The following is a 16,694-nucleotide window of genomic DNA, read 5'->3' as shown; positions in this document are numbered from 1 at the left end:
GCAACGTCGGGGCTACGAGACGTTCCGGTCCCGCTCTGCCCCATCCGCGCGGAGCACGGCGCGCAGCCTGGCGTGGGCCTGCCGGTCGAGGCCGTCGAGCAGGGTCAACGCCTCCGTCCAGTGCCGGCGGGCGTCCTTCGTACGCCCCAGCGCCGCGTGGACGTCACCCAGCACCTGCTGGGCGAGTCCCATGCCCCGTCGGTGGTCGAACTCCCGGCAGATGACCAGCGCCTGCCGGGCGCGGGTCAGCGCTCCCGTGGTGTCCCCGGACACTCTCAGCGTCTCCGCGAAGTTGATCAGCGTCAGCGCCTCGCGCAACCGGTCCCCGCCCTGCCGGGTGATGGCGAGTCCGGCCCGGTGGTGGGCCACGGCCCGGGTGAAGTCGCGGCGTCGCTGGAACACCAGACCGAGGTTGTCCAGGACCGATCCCTCCTTGTAACGGTCACCCAGCTCACGCCGGATGGCAAGGCTCGCCCGGAGGTGCAGCACGGCGGTGTCCAGGTCGCCCTGGTCCCGCAGTGCGTTGCCCAGATTGTTCAGGCACAACGCCTCGCCGGACCGGTCGCCGAGATCACGTTGGATCACCAGAATCCGGCGCAGCAGGTTGATGCCCTGGTCCAGCCGCCCCTCCCGGAGCATCGCCACGGCCAGTACGTTGAGGGCCAGCGCGTTCGCCGCCCGGTCGCCCAACTGCTGCGTCGCCTCGACCCCCAGCTCGCCGAACTGCACCTGCTCGGTGACGTACCCCGCGTAGTCGAGGAACCTGATGACGACCAGTACGAGATCGCGTATCTCGGCGAGGTCGTGCCCGGTGGCCAGCCGCTGCCGGGCGATGACCAGCAGATTCGTGTGTTCGCGTTCGAACCAGGCCCAGGCGTCCGCGGTGCCGTCCAGCCGGTGGCGGTGATCGGAGGATCGCGCCGGGTCACGGTCCGGAAACTGCTCGTGCGGATAGAGCAGGCGGGCCGCGGCCGCGGTCGTGGTGAACAGGTGACCGGTGAGCCGGGCCAGCGCGGCCTCACGTACCGGCGGCGGCTCGACCGCCTCGGCGCGTTCCCGGGCGAAGAGGCGGACGATGTCGTGGAATCCGTACCGCACGTCGCCGGACGGCTCCAGCAGGTGCGCGTCCAGCAGGTGTTCGAGCATCCGCTCGGCCAGCGGCACCGGCAGGTCGACCAGGGCGGCCACGGCCGGCGCCGCGGCGTCGGACCAGTCCGGCAGGCTGGCGAGCCGGAACAGGTGGATCGCCTGTCGACGCTCGTCCTGCTCGGATTCGTCGAACGCCCGGTATCCCAGATCCAGACTGGCGCGTACGGAAAGGTCCCCGGCTTCGAGCACGTCGAGACGCCGATGCTCGTCGTCGATCCGGTCCGCGAGGCCGACCAGGGTCCCGTTCGGTCGGGCCGCCGCGCGGGCGCCCACGATCCGCAACGCCAGCGGTAGCCCGGCGCAGCGCTGCACGATCACCGACGCGGCGGCCGGTTCCGTGTCGACCAGCGCGGCGCCGCCGGTCCGGCGCAGCAGGTCCAGTGCGACGCCGTCGGGCAGCGGCTGAAGCGGGATCCGGGCGGTCACGTCCAGGTCGAGCAGCCTCCACCGGCTGGTCACCACGGTGGTGCAACCCGCGCCGCTGAGCAGCAGCGGACGCACCTGCGCGGCCGAGGCGGCGTTGTCCAGGATCATCAGTACGCCGTGCGCGGCGGTCATGGTCCGCAGCAGGGTGCTCGCCTCCTCCACCGTGGGCGGAACGGTCGACGCGCCCATCGCGCGCAGGAAGCGGGCCAGCACCTCCGCGGGCTCGGCCGGCGTGACCCCGGCACTGGCGCCGTGCAGGTCGGCGTAGAGGCAGCCGCCGGGGTGCCGCTGCGCCACCAGGTGCGAAAGGTGCAGCGCGAGCGCCGACTTGCCGACGCCGCCGGCTCCCTCCACGACGCACACCGCGCCGTCGGCGGCCATCGCGTCGAGCAACTGCCGGGTCTCGGCGGTACGCCCGACGATCACCATCGGTGGCGGCGGCAACTGGAACGGAACGGGCCGGTGCACCGGTGCGGTCGGGCCGGTCGTCGACGGCGGTTCCCCGTCCCCCGGCACCGGCCCGGAGACGGTACCCGCGTCGCCGTCGCCGTCTCGGTCGCCGTCGCCGTTGTCGTCCTCGGCTGGATGGCCGGCGCCGGGAGGCCGCGTCCGTCCCGGGGCGGCGTCGACCGGGGGGAGTAGCCGGAGTGGGTTCCGGCCCTTGCCGCGTTCGGCGGCCAGGCGTTGCCATGCCCTGACCCAGGATCCCATCCGGGTGGCCGGTACGTCGCACGCCCGTAGCAGGGCGACGACGAGCTCTCGGCGGGGTAGCGTCGTTCGTCCGAACATGGTGGCGAGGGTGCTGGCCGGCAGGATTTCGCCGTTGGCCTGTGCTCGTCGTGCGATCGCGCGGTAGGTGAGGCCCGATTGGTCACGGACCCGGCGCAGGAGTGCGACGTACTGTGCGGCGCTCGATGCGATCGTCGGGTCGACGTCCGGACCGGGTGCCGTCACGGTGTTCTGTTCGGCATCACTTCGTTCGCTGTCCACTGAGACGAATTGGACCAGACGGTGGCCGGGGGAGGGGACCGCAAGTGCCACCTTTCGGTCGGGGACGAAGGCTTGCCGCCCTGGCCGGACGGCTCGACCCAGCTCGGTCGGCGGTGCTCGGCCGGTCACCCGCGCGGTCGTCCCGACGTCGGCGCGCCGCCCCGGGCGTACAGCCACGGGTGGCGCTCCGACGCGACCGGCCGCCGCGAGGCGGTCAGTTCCAGGCGATGCGGTGGCGGCGGTCAGGTCGACCCGACACCGCGTACGACGATCAGGTCCAGCTGATACCGCGCTTGCAAACGCCGCGCATGAGCTTCTCCTCTCCTTCGCGGGAGGCGGCCCGGATCCGCCCCGTCATCCCAGCGTCGATCGCATGGACCCTCCGGCGGAAGGTTCGGCGGCGGTCGAGGTCGTTCGGACTTGTTCGAGCGGCGCGTCGAGCGCCACCGCGCTGCCGCTGCCGCTGTGACTGTCGCTTGACCGGTGGACGGTGGCGCTCGATCGTCGTCGGGGCCAGAGCGGGACCACCGCCAGCACCGCGACCGTACCCAGCGTGCCGCTGACCCGCGACCCCGAAGGCGCGGCCCCGATACTCGGCCGGCACGGCCCGTCCGAACAGGGCGTTCAGCGGGATGGCGAAGGCGCTGCCGGCGCCGGCCAGCACGAGCAGGCCCAGCACCGCCCACAGTGGTGGCGAGGTCCAGACGAAAACCAGGACCGCGCCGGACAGTGCCGCCGGCGGCGGGGAAGCCGATCGGCCAGGCCGGACAGCAGCGGGCCGCCGGTGAGCCAGGCCAGGTAGGAACTGGCGAAGGCCGCCGCCAGCGCCGCCGAGCCGGTGCCGGTAAAGACGAGGTACGCCACCGTGATGGCCGTGAGCTGGTCGCCGAGCAGGGACAACAGGTACGCCCCGAACAGGTACCGGTACTCGCGTACGGCAAACACCTGCGTGTACGTCGCGGGCAGCTCGGTCACCCCTGCTCTCCTCGATGCGGTCTGCTCGATCCGTCGAGATCAGACCGTATCCAGCGGTGGTGGCACCGGGACCGGCCACGGCGTTCGGGTCCGTTCGGGACTGTTCGACCTCCTATGCCGGGCACCCCGCCGGTGGACAGACTGGCCCTGTCCGCACGCCGGGTCGCTTCCGCCCGCTGGTGAGCCGGCGTACCCCACGGAGGTCTGTGTGATCACATCCGCCCGTCTGACGTTCGGCCAGCTCGCCATCGTGCGGGACGTCGAAGACGTACCGAGGCAGCGATGGTACGAACCGAACCTGTCGGCGGTCTGGGACCTGCCGGCCGGGACCACCATGGCCGCCGTCCGTGGGGCGCTCGGCGTCCTGGTCCGCCGGCACGAGTCACTGCGGACCACGTACGACCTCGCCGGTGCCGGTGGACCGGAGCAGCTGCTGCACCCGCCGGAGGAGCCGGTGGTGCGGGTCGAGCGCACCACCGACCCACGGATCGATCCGCGAACGGTGCTCCGGGAACTCTCCCGACAGGCATTCAGCCTGGTACGCGAGCCCCCGTGGCGGGCCACCGTGGTCACCTCGGGCACCGAACCGGCCCACCTGGTCCTGGTGAGCCACCACGTCGTCGCCGACGGGCACGCGCTGACGGTCCTCGAACGGGACTTCTTCACGGCACTGGCCGGCACCGTCGACGGCACCGCGACCGGACCCGGCGTGATCCTGGCGCACGAGCGGTCACCCGCCGGGCTGCGGCGCGGCGAGGCGGCGCTCGCGTACTGGACGAAGACGGTCGCCGAGATGCCGCCACCACCGGTCGCCGGTGAGCCGCCGTACGTCCAGGCCACCCTGGTCTCCGCGACGCTGCCGGCGGCCGCCCGGCAGGTGGCCGCGAGGCTGCGCGCGTCCGTACCCAACGTGGTCCTGGCAGCGTTCTGCACCGCCCTGCTCGGACTCACCGACGACGACCGGTTGGCGGTCCGCCTGCTCTCGTCCAACCGGTTCGACCCCTACCGCAGGGACATCGTGACCTCGATGAACCAGTGGGTTCCCATCCTGGTCGACCGATCGCCACAGTCGGACCCGGCCAGGCTGGTACGCGAGATCGGCAAGCGCGCCATGGTCGCGTACGCGCACGGCGTCTACGACGTGGACGAGGTGTTCCGGCTGTTGGACGACGCCGGTTACCGGCCCGGCCAGTACGACAGCCTCTGGTCGTTCAACTTCGTGTCCCACCGCCCCCGGGAGCCCGTGTCGCCGGCCGTGTCAGCGGCGTCCACGGCGCCGGAGGACGAGCCGATCCACTGGGCCGCGCCGTTCTCGTCGGTCGGACCACGGTGCTACCTGCGTGCGATCGAGGGCGCCGACCTCCGGCTCGAACTCCGGGTCCCGATCAACCGGTCGGAGCTCGCCGCCGAGCTGATCCGTCGGATGCGCCTCTTCCTCGTCGAAGCAGGCCGAGCCGGCTGAGCCGATGATCACGTACAAGACAAAGGAGACGGTATGCAGGACCAGCTCACCGTACCGCTGTCCCCGGCCCAACGGCTGCTGTGCTGGGTGGACGAGGTCACCCCTGGCATGATCTTCGGGCCCCGGTTCGTCGCCGTCGGTGGCTACCGGATCAGCGGACCGCTCGACGTGTCGGTGCTGCGCGGCGCGTTGGACCGGCTCGTGGTGCGGCACCGGGCGCTGCGTACGGCGATAGTGCGCGACGACGGGGTGCCGTACCAGTCGGTCCGCCCACCCGCGCCGGTGCCGTTGACCGAGGTGGCGCCGGACCTGCTGATCGACACGATCGTCGCCGGCGAGTACCCGCCCGGGTCCCCGTCGCTGCTCTGGGCGTTCCTCGCCCGGCACGATCCCACCGACGCGACCCTGGTGCTGGTGGCCCAGCACACGGTCGCGGACCCCTGGTCGATGCGGATCCTGATCACGGACCTGCTCCGCACCTACGGCGACAGCGTGACCGGCTGGACACCCGCCGGGTCGGCGGAACAGGCGGACCCCGTCCCGGTCCCGCCCGGCGGGAGTGTGCCCGCCGCACCCCGGCACGACGAGCAACGTCTGCGACGGCTGACCGACCACTGGCGGCAGGTGCTCGCCGACCCGCCGGAACTGCCGCTGCCCGCCGCCGCGCCGGGAGGAGATCCGCGTACGTCCGAGGTCCGCTTCCCGCTGTCGGTGACCGAGCCGAGGCTGCGAGCCGCCGCCCGCCCGCTGCGCACCACACCGTTCGTGTTGCTGCTCAGCGGGTTCATGGGCGCGCTCGGCACGCTGACCGGCGCCACCGATCTCGCCGTGCCGGTGCTGACCTACGGGCGCGACCGATCCGACTGGGACACCGTCGGACTCTTCATGAACGCGCTACCGGTACGGGCGGACCTGACCGGCGACCTCACCGCGACCCAGACGGTCGCCCGCGTTCACGCCGCCTTCGCCGCCGCGTTCAGCCGGGAACTGCCCCTGACCGAGCTGCTGTCACGGTTGCCGGAGGCGGTCCGGTTCTTCGCCCCGGACGGGCCCGTCTGCGCCCAGTTCGAGGTCATCCAGCTCCCGCCGGCGCAGTCATCGGCGCCGCTGTCCCACCGGCCACTGCGCCTGCCCGGCGGGCTCCCACTCGGCGGGCCGGTGATCCCGGTCAACGGCCTCGTGACCTGGCTGGAGCAGGACAGCGACGGCGGCTACACCGGGACGATCCGGTACCGGGCCGACCTGTTCGGCCCGGACACCATCGACCGGCTGGTCCGGTGCTACGCGGACCGGCTCGACGAGCTGGTGGGGCTGTGACGGAGGCCGGCGCCGCGGTGCCACCGTACCCGGAACATATCCTCGACCTGCTGGAGCCGCACCTGCGGCCCGATTCGACGGACACCGCCCTCGTCGACCCGACGACCTCCCTGACCTACGGCGAACTCGACGGGTTGACCCGCCGGGTGGCCGCCGGGCTGCGGCGTCAGGGCATCGTGGCGGGCGAACCCGTGGTCGTCCGGGCCCGTCTGAGCGGGTGGGCGATCATCGCCCTGCTCGGCGTACTGCGGGCCGGCGGCCGGTACGTCCCGGTCGACGCGGCCTTTCCGGTCGAGCGGCAACGGCTCACGCTCCAGCAGAGCGGGGCGAGACTGGCACTCGTCCAGCCGGGGGTGGAGCCGATGACGGGACCGTGGCTGTCGGTCGACCTCGGTCCACTCGTCGGCGGGGCACCACCGCCGGACCGGGACTGGCGGGGGCCCGACGCGTACACCTATTTCACCAGCGGCACCACCGGGCAGCCGAAGGCGGTCACGGTGCCGGCATCGGCGCTGGCCTACTCAACCGCGGCGCGCCTGGCGTACTACCGCGAGCCGGTCGACGGCTTCCTGCTCTGCTCGTCGATCTCGTTCGACAGCTCGGTCGCGGGCATCTTCTGGACCCTCGCCAGCGGCGGACGGTTGATCATTCCGAGTGACCGACCGTCGAACCTGGTCGCCGTGCAGCAGGCCGCCGCCCGGCACCGGGCGTCCCACCTGCTGATGGTCCCCTCGCTGTACGCGGTACTGCTGCGATCCGCCGACCCGGCCCGACTGGCCGCCCTGACCACCGTCGTCGTCGCCGGAGAGGTATGCCCGCCCGCCCTGGTCGCCGGGCACTTCGCCACGCTGGCGGACACCGCCCTCTACAACGAGTACGGACCGACCGAGTGCACGGTCTGGAGCACCGTGCACCGCTGCACCCCGGCGGACGCGATCGCGCCCACCGTACCGATCGGCACCCCGATCCCGGGTACGACGGTGTCCCTGCGTACGTTGCCCGGCGGCGAACCGGTGCCGGCCGGCGCGGTCGGCGAGTTGTGGATCGGCGGGCCGGGCGTCGCCTCCGGGGCGGAGCACCACCGGACCGGGGATCTGGCCAGCATCGGACCCGACGGCCTGCTGAGCTTCCACGGACGCGCCGACGACCAGCTCAAACTCGGCGGGGTCCGGATCGAGCTGGCCGAGATCGAGCGGGCGCTGACCGGCTACGTCGGGATCACCGCCGGCGCCCTCGGCCGATCCCGGCACGGCGATGGCCGGATCACCCCGGTCGCCTTCGTCGTGCTGGCGGGCGAGCCGCTCGACACCCGGGCGATCCGCGCGTTCCTCCTGGCCAGGCTGCCCGCGGTGGCGGTGCCGACCCGCTACGTCGTACTGGACCGGCTGCCCACCCAGCCCAACGGCAAGCTCGACCGAGGCGCCCTGGACCGGTTGGCGTCCACCGGCTGACGATCCGGCCGGCGGTCAGCGCGGGGTGGCGACCACCGGGAGGCGCTTGACCCCACCGAGCCAGGTCGACCGTACGTGCTCGACCTCACCGGCCAGTTCGAACGACGAGAACCGGGCGAACATCTCGGCGAAGAAGGTCCGCAGGGCCAACCGGGCGATCGACGCCCCGACACAGTAGTGGGGGCCGTCGCCGAAACTGAGGTGCCGGTTGGGCGTACGCCGGACGTCGAACGTGTACGGGTCGGAGAACACCCGCTCGTCCCGGTTCGCGGAGCCGATCCAGACGACCACCGCGTCCCCCTCGGCGATCGTCACGTCGCCGAGCCGGGTGGTACGGGTGGCGCACCGCAGGAAGTGCCGGGCCGGTGAGGTCCAGCGCAACGCCTCCTCCACCCCGCTGTCCAGCAGCTGGGGATTCCCCGCCCAGTCGGCGTAGCCGCCGGACCGGATCAGTTCGAGCAACGCCACGTTGGGTACGTGCGGAATCGCCGCGCTGGCACCGAGCAGCAGGCTGTAGCAGTTCGCCACGACCGCCCCGGCGCTCAGCCGCTCACCGCCCACGGTCATCGACGCCAGTACGTCCACCAGGTCGGCGCGGGGGTGGCGTCGGTGCGCGACGACCAGGTTGAGCAGGTATCCGAAGAGTTCCCGGTGGGCCCGTCGAAGGGTCGCCTCGGTGCCCTGCGGCAGCTGGTAGTCCGGATCGTCCTCGGCCACCGACATCGCCACCAGTCGCGCCAGTCGCGGCCAGTCCTCGGCCGGGATGCCGAGCAGCGGGCCGAGCATCGCCATCGGCAGGGCGCTCGTGGCCTCGGCGAAGTCGAACGGCCCGCCGTCAAGGGCGGGCGCGAGCAGCCGGGCGACGTCGATCCGCAGCGTCTCGGCGTGGCGCCGGATCGCCCGGACGGTCAGCTCGCGCTGCACCGGCCGGCGTATCTGCCCGTGCCGGGGCGGGTCGGTGGCGGCGAACTGGTGGTCGCTGGCCGGTTCCTCACGGCCCAGCATGTTCAGGAACACGCCCCGGGTGGAGGTGAAGGTGGCGTGGTCGGTGAGTACGAGCTCCGCGCCGGCATAGCTGGCCACGGCCCAGAAACCGGACCTGCCGTCGACCGGCTGCCAGCGGACGGGCTGACGCTCCCGCATCGCCCGCCAGACCCCGTGCGGTTCGCCGTCGCCGTACAGCCGGGGGTCGGAGAGGTCCAGCCGGTCCAGGTCCACCCCGCTGGTGCCACCGGGCGAATCGCGCCTCATCGGGCATCCACCTCACGGTCGCCCGCCGGCATCGCCTCGACCAGATCGGCGATGGTCGGCGAGAGGAACAGCACCGAGGCGTCGATCTCCACCCCGAGGTCCCGGTAGATGTCCATCAGCAGGTCGGCGGCGAGCAGCGAGTCACCGCCGAGTTCGAAGAAGTCGTCCCGGACCCCGACCGGCGACACCCCGAGCTTGGCGCTCCAGAGCATCGCCAGTGTGTTTTCCACCGTGGACCTTGGTGCCACATAGGTGGAGACGACACCCAAATCTTCCCTGGAAACACCACTCATTCCGTCCGTACCCCCATGGTCTTCGGTCCGTCGGCGCCCGTTTGCGCCGGCGGTCCTCGTGTCGGGGCCGCCGCCCGCCGCGTAGGCGAGTAGGACGCAAACCGACTCAGCGGCTCGTTTCCAGCGTCGAACCGACGTCACCTCGGAGCAAGGCCGCCACTGTTCGGATCCGTTCGGACTTGTTCGGCTCGCCGCTTCGTCCGGACTCCCGAACAACCGTTTGGTGTCGTTGTTCGGTAACCATCCCGGCGTGCGCTCATCGAGCGACAGAGGACAATGTCAGCCGTGTGTTAATTTCGGGTCGACCAGGCCGCCGAGGGGCTTTTCGCCCCCTGACCCGAATCCGGTGCCACATGAACTCACCGTCGATCGAGGACATCGCGCGTCTGGTTCCCGGCGTACGCGACGCCGCCCGGGTGACCGTGGACGGCCCGGACGCGGCCCGGTTGGTGCTGTTCGTCGCGGCGGGCGGGAGCACGAATCCCGATCGGGTGACGCGCGCGGTCCTGGCGGCACTGCGGACCGCCCCGCCCACCGTGCCGCGACCGGACGCCGTCCTGGTCCGGGCCGAGCTGCCGCGCGGGGCGGACGGCCTGCCGGACCTGGCCGCGCTCGGCGTCCTGGCCCGTGGCGCGCAGTCCCCGGCAGCCGCGGCCGAGCGGGCTGCCGCTGCCGAGGAGGAACCCGCCGGGCAGCCGGATGCCGCCGGCCCGGAGCCGGTGCCGACGCCGTTGCAGCGGATCGTGCTGGGTGCCTGGGCGCAGGTCCTGGGGCTCGCGCAGGTCGGGCTCGACGACAACTTCCACGAGATCGGCGGCGACTCCACCACGGCGATCGAGATCGCGTTCCGGCTTCGCGGTCAGTTCCAGGACATCGACCTGACGGAGATCCTGGTCATGGACACGCCCCGGGAGGCCGCCGAGGTGCTGGCGGCACTCGGCACCCGGCAGGACCGGCCGGCCTGACCCTCTCGATCACACCGCGCCGCGCTCGGCGAGCGTCAGGAACCGTTCCAGCAGGTCCCCCTCGCGCTCCTCGAAGCCACCGAACCGGGCGACGTCGTCGCCTGTCGGCCGCCGCCCCTCGGCGATGCCCATCAGCATGCCCAGCCGGAACCGGTTCACCTCGTCGACGAACCGGCCGTATCCGGCGACTGCCCGCTCCGGCTGGTCGAGATGCCGACCGAAGGCGAGGAGGCCCTGCCGGTGCAGCAGCAGCCGCTTGTGCTCGTAGTAGAGGTGCAGCATCGGGTAGTCGACCGGCACGGCCCCGCCCGCCGCCAGCTCCAGATGCTCGCGTACGTCGTCGTGGGTCGAGATGCCGAAGCGGACGGGTGCGGTCGCGGCCAGGTCGACGGCTCGGTCGTACCACCACCAGCCGTCGGTGACGGTGAAACCCGGCGGCGGTGTGCAGGCCAGGTATCGGCAGATTTCGGCGTAGATCCGGTCGAGGGACAGTGGTTCGTCGGCGTCGGGCGGGCGCAGGGTCTGGATGACCGACCGGATCAGGTGCAGCTGGCCCTCGGTACGCATCGCGTCCAGGCCGCTGGTGAAGGCGTCGTTCAGGTCGTCGGGCCGAAACGTCATCGCGGTGAATCTGGCGTCGCCGTCGAACCCGGTGGCGAGCAGGTCACCGTTGCCGTCGGAGCCGGAGAACAGGAACTCGCGGATGTGCGGGCCCGCGCCGGTCAGCCGCCTGCTGTCCAGCATGACTATCGAATAGCGGCCCTCGTCGAACCGGGCGTGCAGGAAGTCGACGAGGGGCCCGAGGGATCCGGCCGCCTCCCGCGAGACGGCCGAGGCGTCCAGGAAGGTGGTGTAGGCGAAGGAGTCGGGGTAGTCGAGGATGTGCTCGTCGGGTCGTGAGGTGAGCCGGTAGGAGCACAGCTGCACGAACCGGTGGGAAAACCACGAGTCCAGGCCCGCGCCCAGCACCGCGCACAGCGGCAGCGCGGCGTACGCCTTCGAGTTGACCAGTCGCTGGACGCGGATCGGCAGGGAACGCACGCCGTACTTCTCCTTGATGGACGACAGCAGCAGGATGACGGTGACGAAATTCCGATCCGGCTCGAAGAAGTCGGTGTCGTCGCCAACCCACGAAAGACATCAGGGGCCGCGCAGGCGCGCGAGACGACCGGGCCGGATCAGCCGATATTATGTCCCAAGAATGCGGCGCCCGCAGCCCTTGCGCGTTCGGATGGATTTCGTCCGGTGTGGAGCGACGGGCCCGGACTCGATCGGCATCCACGACCCTTCGGATCCGGACGCCCCCACGGAACGCGGCGTGGTCGATAGCATAAGCACATGCCAATGCGCTTGGCAGCTTATCTGACCGAGGTGACCACACCCCGACTCTTCGTCATCCGTCACCTGCAACTCGGCGGGCGCGGGGTGCTGGTCTCACTGACCCTGCTCAACGTCCTGCTCGGCCTGCTGCCGGTGGCCTTCGTCATCGCGACGAGCGTCGTCGTGGGACGGGCACCCGACGCGTCGCGGGACGGAGTCGGGTCGGCGTCGTGGGACGGCCTGGTCGCCGCGTTCCTGGTCGCGGCGGGCGCCTTCTTCCTACAGCAGTTGCTGGTCCCGGTCGCGCTGTCGCTCGGCGACGTGATGCGGCACCGGGTCAACGCCGTCTTTCGGGCCCGTCTGGTCGACACCTCGTTGAGCAGCACGGGCATCGCGCCGCTGGAGGACCAGAAGGTGCTGGGCGACCTGCAACGGGCCGCAGAGCAGCTGGAGACGGCCTGGATGAGTCCGGGCGACGCGGCCAAGGGGACGCTGGCCTACCTGACCCGGTACACGTCGCTGGCCGGTTTCCTCGTCCTGCTGGGGGTCGTGGCAGGCTGGTGGGCCGCGCTGGCGACGGCGGTGTGCGCCCTCTGCTTCCGCTACGGCCACCGCAGCGGTCTGCGCATCTACATGCGGGTATGGCCGACGATCAGTCCGCTGCACCGCCGCCGGGACTACTTCCGCAATCTGGGCGTGCTCGGGCCGGCCGCGAAGGAGCTTCGTGTCTTCGGCCTGACCGAGTGGGTGGTCCATCGCTACCGCGAGGCGGCGTTGGCCGGGCTGGAGCCGCTGTGGGTGGAACGCCGGCGCATGCTGGTCGGCCGCTTCCGGTGGTTCACCGTGCTCGGCCTGGCCGCGGCCGGTACCGTGCTCGCGCTGGTGGTGCGCTCGGCCGCCCAGGGGCAGCTGTCCCTGACCGGGCTCGCGCTCGCGCTCCAGGCGACGATCGCCGCGATCCTGCTCGGCGACTACTACGCCGAGGCGGACAACCAGTCGCAGTTCGGCATGGCCGCGGGCGAGGCGATGGAGTCGTTCGACCGGCAGGTCGCGTCGTACGCCGCGCGGGACGTCTCCACCGACGCCACCGGTGACGCGCGCGGGCTGCCCGAACGGGACATCCGCTTCGCCGACGTCTCGTTCGCCTACGCCGGAGGTGACCGGCCGGTGCTGGACGGGCTCAACCTCACCCTGCGCGCCGGTGAGTGCACCGCGATTGTCGGTCTCAACGGCGCGGGCAAGACGACTCTGGTGAAGATGCTGGCCCGGCTCTACGAGCCGACGGCCGGCGCGGTCCTGGTCGACGGACACGACATCCGCGACTTCGCGGTCGACTCGTGGCGGCGACAGTTGGCCGTCATCTTCCAGGACTTCAACCGGTACGAGCTGTCCGCGACGGACAACATCGCCTTCGGCGCCGTCGAGCGGCCGGTGGACACCGAGGTCGTACGCCGGGCCGCCAGCCGGGCCGGCATCGCCGAAACCCTCGACGTGCTGCGGCACGGCTTCGACACGTTGCTCGCCCGCCAGTACGACGACGGGGCAGAGCTGTCGGGCGGGCAGTGGCAGCGGGTCGCGATCGCCCGCGCGCTCTACGCCCTCGACGCCGGCGCGCGGGTGCTGGTGATGGACGAGCCCACGGCGGCCCTGGACGTACGGGCGGAGGCGGCGTTCTTCGATCGGTTCGTCGAGCTGACCCGTGGCGTGACGACATTGCTGATCTCGCATCGCTTCTCCAGCGTGCGGCACGCCGACCGGATCGTCGTGCTCGAACACGGCCGGGTCGTCGAGGACGGCACGCACGGCTCGCTGCTCGCGGCCGGGGGCCGATACGCCGACCTCTTCACGCTGCAAGCGATGCAGTTCGCGGCCGGACCCGACCGGGATCGCGACGACGAGGACCCGGACCGGGAGCACGCGGACCGGAAACCGGGCGGCAGGGGCGGCGACAGGTGAAGGACGCACTTGCCAGCTGTGTAGCCATGCTGCGGGTCGGCTGGCAGCAGAACCGCCGCAAATTCATCGCCGCGAGCGTACTCAGCATCGCCTCCGGGCTGGCCTGGCCGCTGGTAGCCCTGGCCCTGTCCGCCGCCACGAGCGCCGCCCTCGGGCGGGACGTGCGTGGGGCGACGATCGCGGGCGCGCTGACCGGCGTGGGCGTGATCGGCGTGCTGATGCTGCGCCACTTCGCTTACACGTCGTACGTCGAGATCGCCGACCTGGCGGTCATCACACTCGAAGCGGAGCTGATCACCCTCGCGAACGGCTCCGCCCGGCTCGACCATCACGAGCGGGCCGACTACGCCGACAGGATGGACATCCTGCAACGCGAGCTGCACAGCCTCATCAGCGGGGTCGGCGCGCTGATGACCGTGGCCACGCTCGCCGTCTCGCTGGTGTCGACAAGCGTGGTCCTCGCCTTCGTGAACCCCTGGCTGCTGCTGCTCCCGTTGGCCGCCGTGCCACCGGTGCTGTGCGGGCAGCGCGCGACGGCGATCACCGAACGGGCCAAGGAGCGGATGGCGACGGTCAACCGGAAGGGCTGGCATCTCTTCCGGCTGGCGACCGGTGCGGAATCGGCCAAGGAACTACGCGTGTTCCGGCTCCAGGACGAGTTCCGGCGGCGCAATCGCGAACTCGCGGCAGAGGTGGGCCGCACCCTGATCGCGGCCGAGCGACGAGCCATCGCCGTCAACGCGGCCGGGCAGGTGTTCTTCGCCGTCGCGTACCTGCTCGGGGTGCTCTTCGTGGTGCGGCAGGCGGTGACCGGCCGGGGTGCCGTCGGTGAGGTCGTCCTGGTCATCACACTCGCGGCGCAGGTGAACCAGCAGGTCAACCAGACGTTGCAGGAGCTGCGCAACATGCAGCAGATCGTCAAGGGGTTCTCGCGGCTGCGCTGGCTGCGCGCCCTCATCGCGGCGCAGCAGCCAGCGGCGGCGGACCGGGAGATGCCCGACCGGATCCGGGACGGTATCGAGCTGCGCGGGGTGCGGTTCGTCTACCCGGGCACCACCTCACCGGTGCTGCGGGACGCGAACGTCCTCCTCTCCGCCGGTTCCACGGTCGCCATCGTCGGCGAGAACGGGGCGGGCAAGTCCACGCTGGTCAAGCTGCTGTGCCGGTTCTACGACACGACCGATGGGGCCATCCTGATCGACGGGATCGACATCCGGCGGCTGCCGCTGGACGCCTGGCGCGAGCGGATCTCGGCCGGGTTCCAGGACTTCGTACGCTACGAGCTGCCGGCCCGGCAGACCGTCGGCGTCGGGGACCTCCCGCGAATCGACGACGAGCAGGCGGTTCTCGATGCTCTCGACCGGGCCCACGCCGGCGACGTGATGGCCCGGCTGGACGACGGACTGTCGACGCACCTCGGGAAGAGCTACACCGAGGGAACGAACCTGTCCGGCGGCCAGTGGCAGAAGCTCGCGCTGGGCCGGGCGATGATGCGCGAGACGCCGTTCCTGCTCGTGCTCGACGAGCCCACCGCGGCCCTGGACGCCGAAGCCGAGCACCACCTCTTCGACCGGTACGCCGAGAGCGCCCGACGGGTCGGCGCCCGGACCGGAGCCATCACGCTGCTGGTCACGCACCGGTTCTCCACCGCCCGCAGCGCCGACCTCATCCTGGTCGTCGACGAAGGCCGGATCGTCGAAGCCGGCGGCCATGCCGAGTTGATGGCCAACGACGCCCTCTACGCCGAGCTCTACCGGATGCAGGAGTCGGCCTACGTCGACGCCCAGCGGGACTGACGGGCTCAGCGCACGTCGAGACCGAGCAGCGAGTAGCCGTAGCTGGTCGAACGCCTGGTGCCGAATCGGGTTGCCGGGTCTCCGTCGACCGCGTTCGACGCCGGCCATATCCCGTGCTCGACGCTGGAGGCGGTAGCCGCGCTGTTCAGGGCGAGGTTGCGGCCGGAGGTGTTCGCCGGGACCTTCGGCGCGGCCGGGGACGCGGGCGGGGAGGTCTCGTGTGCCGCGGGTCGCGACGGAGCTGGTGGCGGCGCGACGGACTTCGTCGGGCCGGCGGAGGGCTGGTCGCCTGCGAGCGCGGCACCGACGGAAGCGCCCCCGGTCGCCGGGGTCGAGGCGCCCGCGCCGGCGGACGATGCGATGTCGTTCCCGGCTCCAGGGGGCGCCGCCGAGGACCCTAGCCGACCGTATCGCGGGGCGCCCGGAAACGATCCGCGTGCTCGGCCGTCCACTGCGCGAACGTACGCGCCGGGCGGCCGGTCACCTGCTCGACGGTGTCGACGGCGGTCGTGGAGGCATCGGTGGGAGCGGAGTACCAGCCGATGACATATTCGGCGTCCGCCCGGGACACACCGGTGGCCATCAGCCTGTCGACGGCCTGATCGTGCGTGATCGGGACGAAAGCGATGTCGCGGCGGATTGCCCGGGACAGGATGGCGATCCGTTGGCGCGGGGTCAGCGACTCCGGCCCGGTGAGGTTGTAGGCGCGCCCCGCATGGCCATCGTCGAGAAGCGCGACCGCTGCCACCGCCGCTATGTCGGCCTCGTGGACCAGCGCGCTGGGATAGTCGTACGGCTCGCGCACGTTTCCTTCGGCCCGAACCGATTCGATCCAGGTCAACGTGTTGCTCATGAACTCCTGCGGTTCCAGGCGTGTCCACTCCACACCCGAGTCCGCCACAGCCTGCTCGACCGGCCCCACACCACCACCCCACACCACGGTGATACGCCGTACGCCCGCCCCAACTGCCCGCCGTACCAGGTCGGACCCGACCGCGGCGAGCCCCGCCGTCACCGTGATGTGCAACCGGCTGACGCCATCGAGGGCGGCGTCCAACGACTCCGGTGCCGTGTGCGTGCCGGCCACCAGTTCCACCTTGGCCGGAAATCTCCCCGCGGCGGCAACCGGATTCCGCGTCAGCGCCCGAACGGGCTCTCCTCGGCGGACCAGCTCCGCCACAACATGCCGGCCGGTGTTCCCGGTGGCACCCGTAACCAGTGTCGTCACAGTCGAACTCCCTCCGTTTGCGACGACGCTAGAACCTCAACAGCACTCAAGGTCAAGGAGCCGGGGCTGATGGCGGGCAGTGGACCCGACCCGGGATCAACCGCTCAACTGCGGT

General features: G+C 71.5%; 12 protein-coding genes. 6 read left to right on the top strand and 6 right to left on the bottom strand.

Annotated features, from left to right (window positions below):
- Window positions 1–12: 12 nt before the first annotated feature.
- Together OG792_RS20395 and OG792_RS20390 are read right to left on the bottom strand one after the other, a co-directional pair.
- The gene (locus OG792_RS20395) at window positions 13–2,565 is read right to left on the bottom strand and encodes a tetratricopeptide repeat protein (RefSeq protein ID WP_329101204.1); all 2,553 of its coding nucleotides are present in this window, start codon (window positions 2,563–2,565) and stop codon (window positions 13–15) included.
- Between the two features lie 624 nt (window positions 2,566–3,189).
- On the bottom strand, window positions 3,190–3,540 hold the full coding sequence (locus OG792_RS20390; RefSeq protein ID WP_329101203.1) for a hypothetical protein: 351 nt from the start codon (window positions 3,538–3,540) through the stop codon (window positions 3,190–3,192).
- A gap of 208 nt (window positions 3,541–3,748) precedes the next feature.
- On the opposite strand from OG792_RS20390, the gene OG792_RS20385 reads away from it, so the two are divergent.
- The 3 genes from OG792_RS20385 to OG792_RS20375 are packed head-to-tail and all read left to right on the top strand — an operon-like array spanning window position 3,749 to window position 7,770.
- Complete coding sequence (locus OG792_RS20385) at window positions 3,749–5,002, top strand: condensation domain-containing protein (protein ID WP_329101202.1); 1,254 nt, start codon at window positions 3,749–3,751, stop codon at window positions 5,000–5,002.
- Window positions 5,003–5,035: 33 nt separating this feature from the next.
- On the top strand, window positions 5,036–6,319 hold the full coding sequence (locus OG792_RS20380; RefSeq protein ID WP_329101200.1) for a condensation domain-containing protein: 1,284 nt from the start codon (window positions 5,036–5,038) through the stop codon (window positions 6,317–6,319).
- Complete coding sequence (locus OG792_RS20375) at window positions 6,316–7,770, top strand: amino acid adenylation domain-containing protein (protein ID WP_329101198.1); 1,455 nt, start codon at window positions 6,316–6,318, stop codon at window positions 7,768–7,770. The genes OG792_RS20380 and OG792_RS20375 overlap by 4 nt, the downstream gene beginning before the upstream one ends.
- A 15-nt stretch (window positions 7,771–7,785) precedes the next feature.
- Here OG792_RS20375 and OG792_RS20370 read toward each other — a convergent pair whose 3' ends face one another.
- Complete coding sequence (locus OG792_RS20370; protein ID WP_329101196.1) at window positions 7,786–9,021, bottom strand: cytochrome P450; 1,236 nt, start codon at window positions 9,019–9,021, stop codon at window positions 7,786–7,788.
- The gene (locus OG792_RS20365; protein ID WP_329101194.1) at window positions 9,018–9,251 is read right to left on the bottom strand and encodes a phosphopantetheine-binding protein; all 234 of its coding nucleotides are present in this window, start codon (window positions 9,249–9,251) and stop codon (window positions 9,018–9,020) included. Before OG792_RS20365 ends, OG792_RS20370 begins: the two co-directional genes overlap by 4 nt.
- Before the next feature lie 416 nt (window positions 9,252–9,667).
- On the opposite strand from OG792_RS20365, the gene OG792_RS20360 reads away from it, so the two are divergent.
- Complete coding sequence (locus tag OG792_RS20360; protein ID WP_329101192.1) at window positions 9,668–10,279, top strand: phosphopantetheine-binding protein; 612 nt, start codon at window positions 9,668–9,670, stop codon at window positions 10,277–10,279.
- A 9-nt stretch (window positions 10,280–10,288) separates the two neighbouring features.
- Here OG792_RS20360 and OG792_RS20355 read toward each other — a convergent pair whose 3' ends face one another.
- Window positions 10,289–11,320, bottom strand: a complete 1,032-nt coding sequence (locus tag OG792_RS20355; RefSeq protein ID WP_329101190.1) for a hypothetical protein — start codon at window positions 11,318–11,320, stop codon at window positions 10,289–10,291.
- Window positions 11,321–11,617: 297 nt separating this feature from the next.
- Between OG792_RS20355 and OG792_RS20350 the strand changes: the two genes are divergently transcribed.
- Together OG792_RS20350 and OG792_RS20345 are read left to right on the top strand one after the other, a co-directional pair.
- Window positions 11,618–13,555: an ABC transporter ATP-binding protein gene (locus OG792_RS20350; protein WP_329101189.1), complete on the top strand. Its 1,938-nt coding sequence runs from the start codon at window positions 11,618–11,620 to the stop codon at window positions 13,553–13,555.
- Entirely contained in the window at window positions 13,552–15,351 is a 1,800-nt protein-coding gene (locus tag OG792_RS20345; protein WP_329101187.1) for an ABC transporter ATP-binding protein, read from the top strand. The genes OG792_RS20350 and OG792_RS20345 overlap by 4 nt, the downstream gene beginning before the upstream one ends.
- A gap of 397 nt (window positions 15,352–15,748) precedes the next feature.
- On the opposite strand, the gene OG792_RS20340 is transcribed toward OG792_RS20345, so the two are convergent.
- The gene (locus OG792_RS20340) at window positions 15,749–16,579 is read right to left on the bottom strand and encodes an NmrA family NAD(P)-binding protein (protein ID WP_329101186.1); all 831 of its coding nucleotides are present in this window, start codon (window positions 16,577–16,579) and stop codon (window positions 15,749–15,751) included.
- Between the last annotated feature and the right edge of the window lie 115 nt (window positions 16,580–16,694).

The organism is Micromonospora sp. NBC_01699 (genome assembly GCF_036250065.1).
GTDB lineage: Bacteria > Actinomycetota > Actinomycetes > Mycobacteriales > Micromonosporaceae > Micromonospora_G.
This window is presented reverse-complemented; position numbering and strand designations above follow the sequence as displayed.

Excerpts from the sequence above, each read along its gene's own strand:
- OG792_RS20370 (WP_329101196.1), bottom strand. The coding sequence starts at position 9,021 with ATGAGGCGCGATTCGCCCGGTGGCACCAGCGGGGTGGACCTGGACCGG.
- OG792_RS20350 (WP_329101189.1), top strand. The coding sequence starts at position 11,618 with ATGCCAATGCGCTTGGCAGCTTATCTGACCGAGGTGACCACACCCCGA.
- OG792_RS20360 (WP_329101192.1), top strand. The coding sequence starts at position 9,668 with ATGAACTCACCGTCGATCGAGGACATCGCGCGTCTGGTTCCCGGCGTA.
- OG792_RS20380 (WP_329101200.1), top strand. The coding sequence starts at position 5,036 with ATGCAGGACCAGCTCACCGTACCGCTGTCCCCGGCCCAACGGCTGCTG.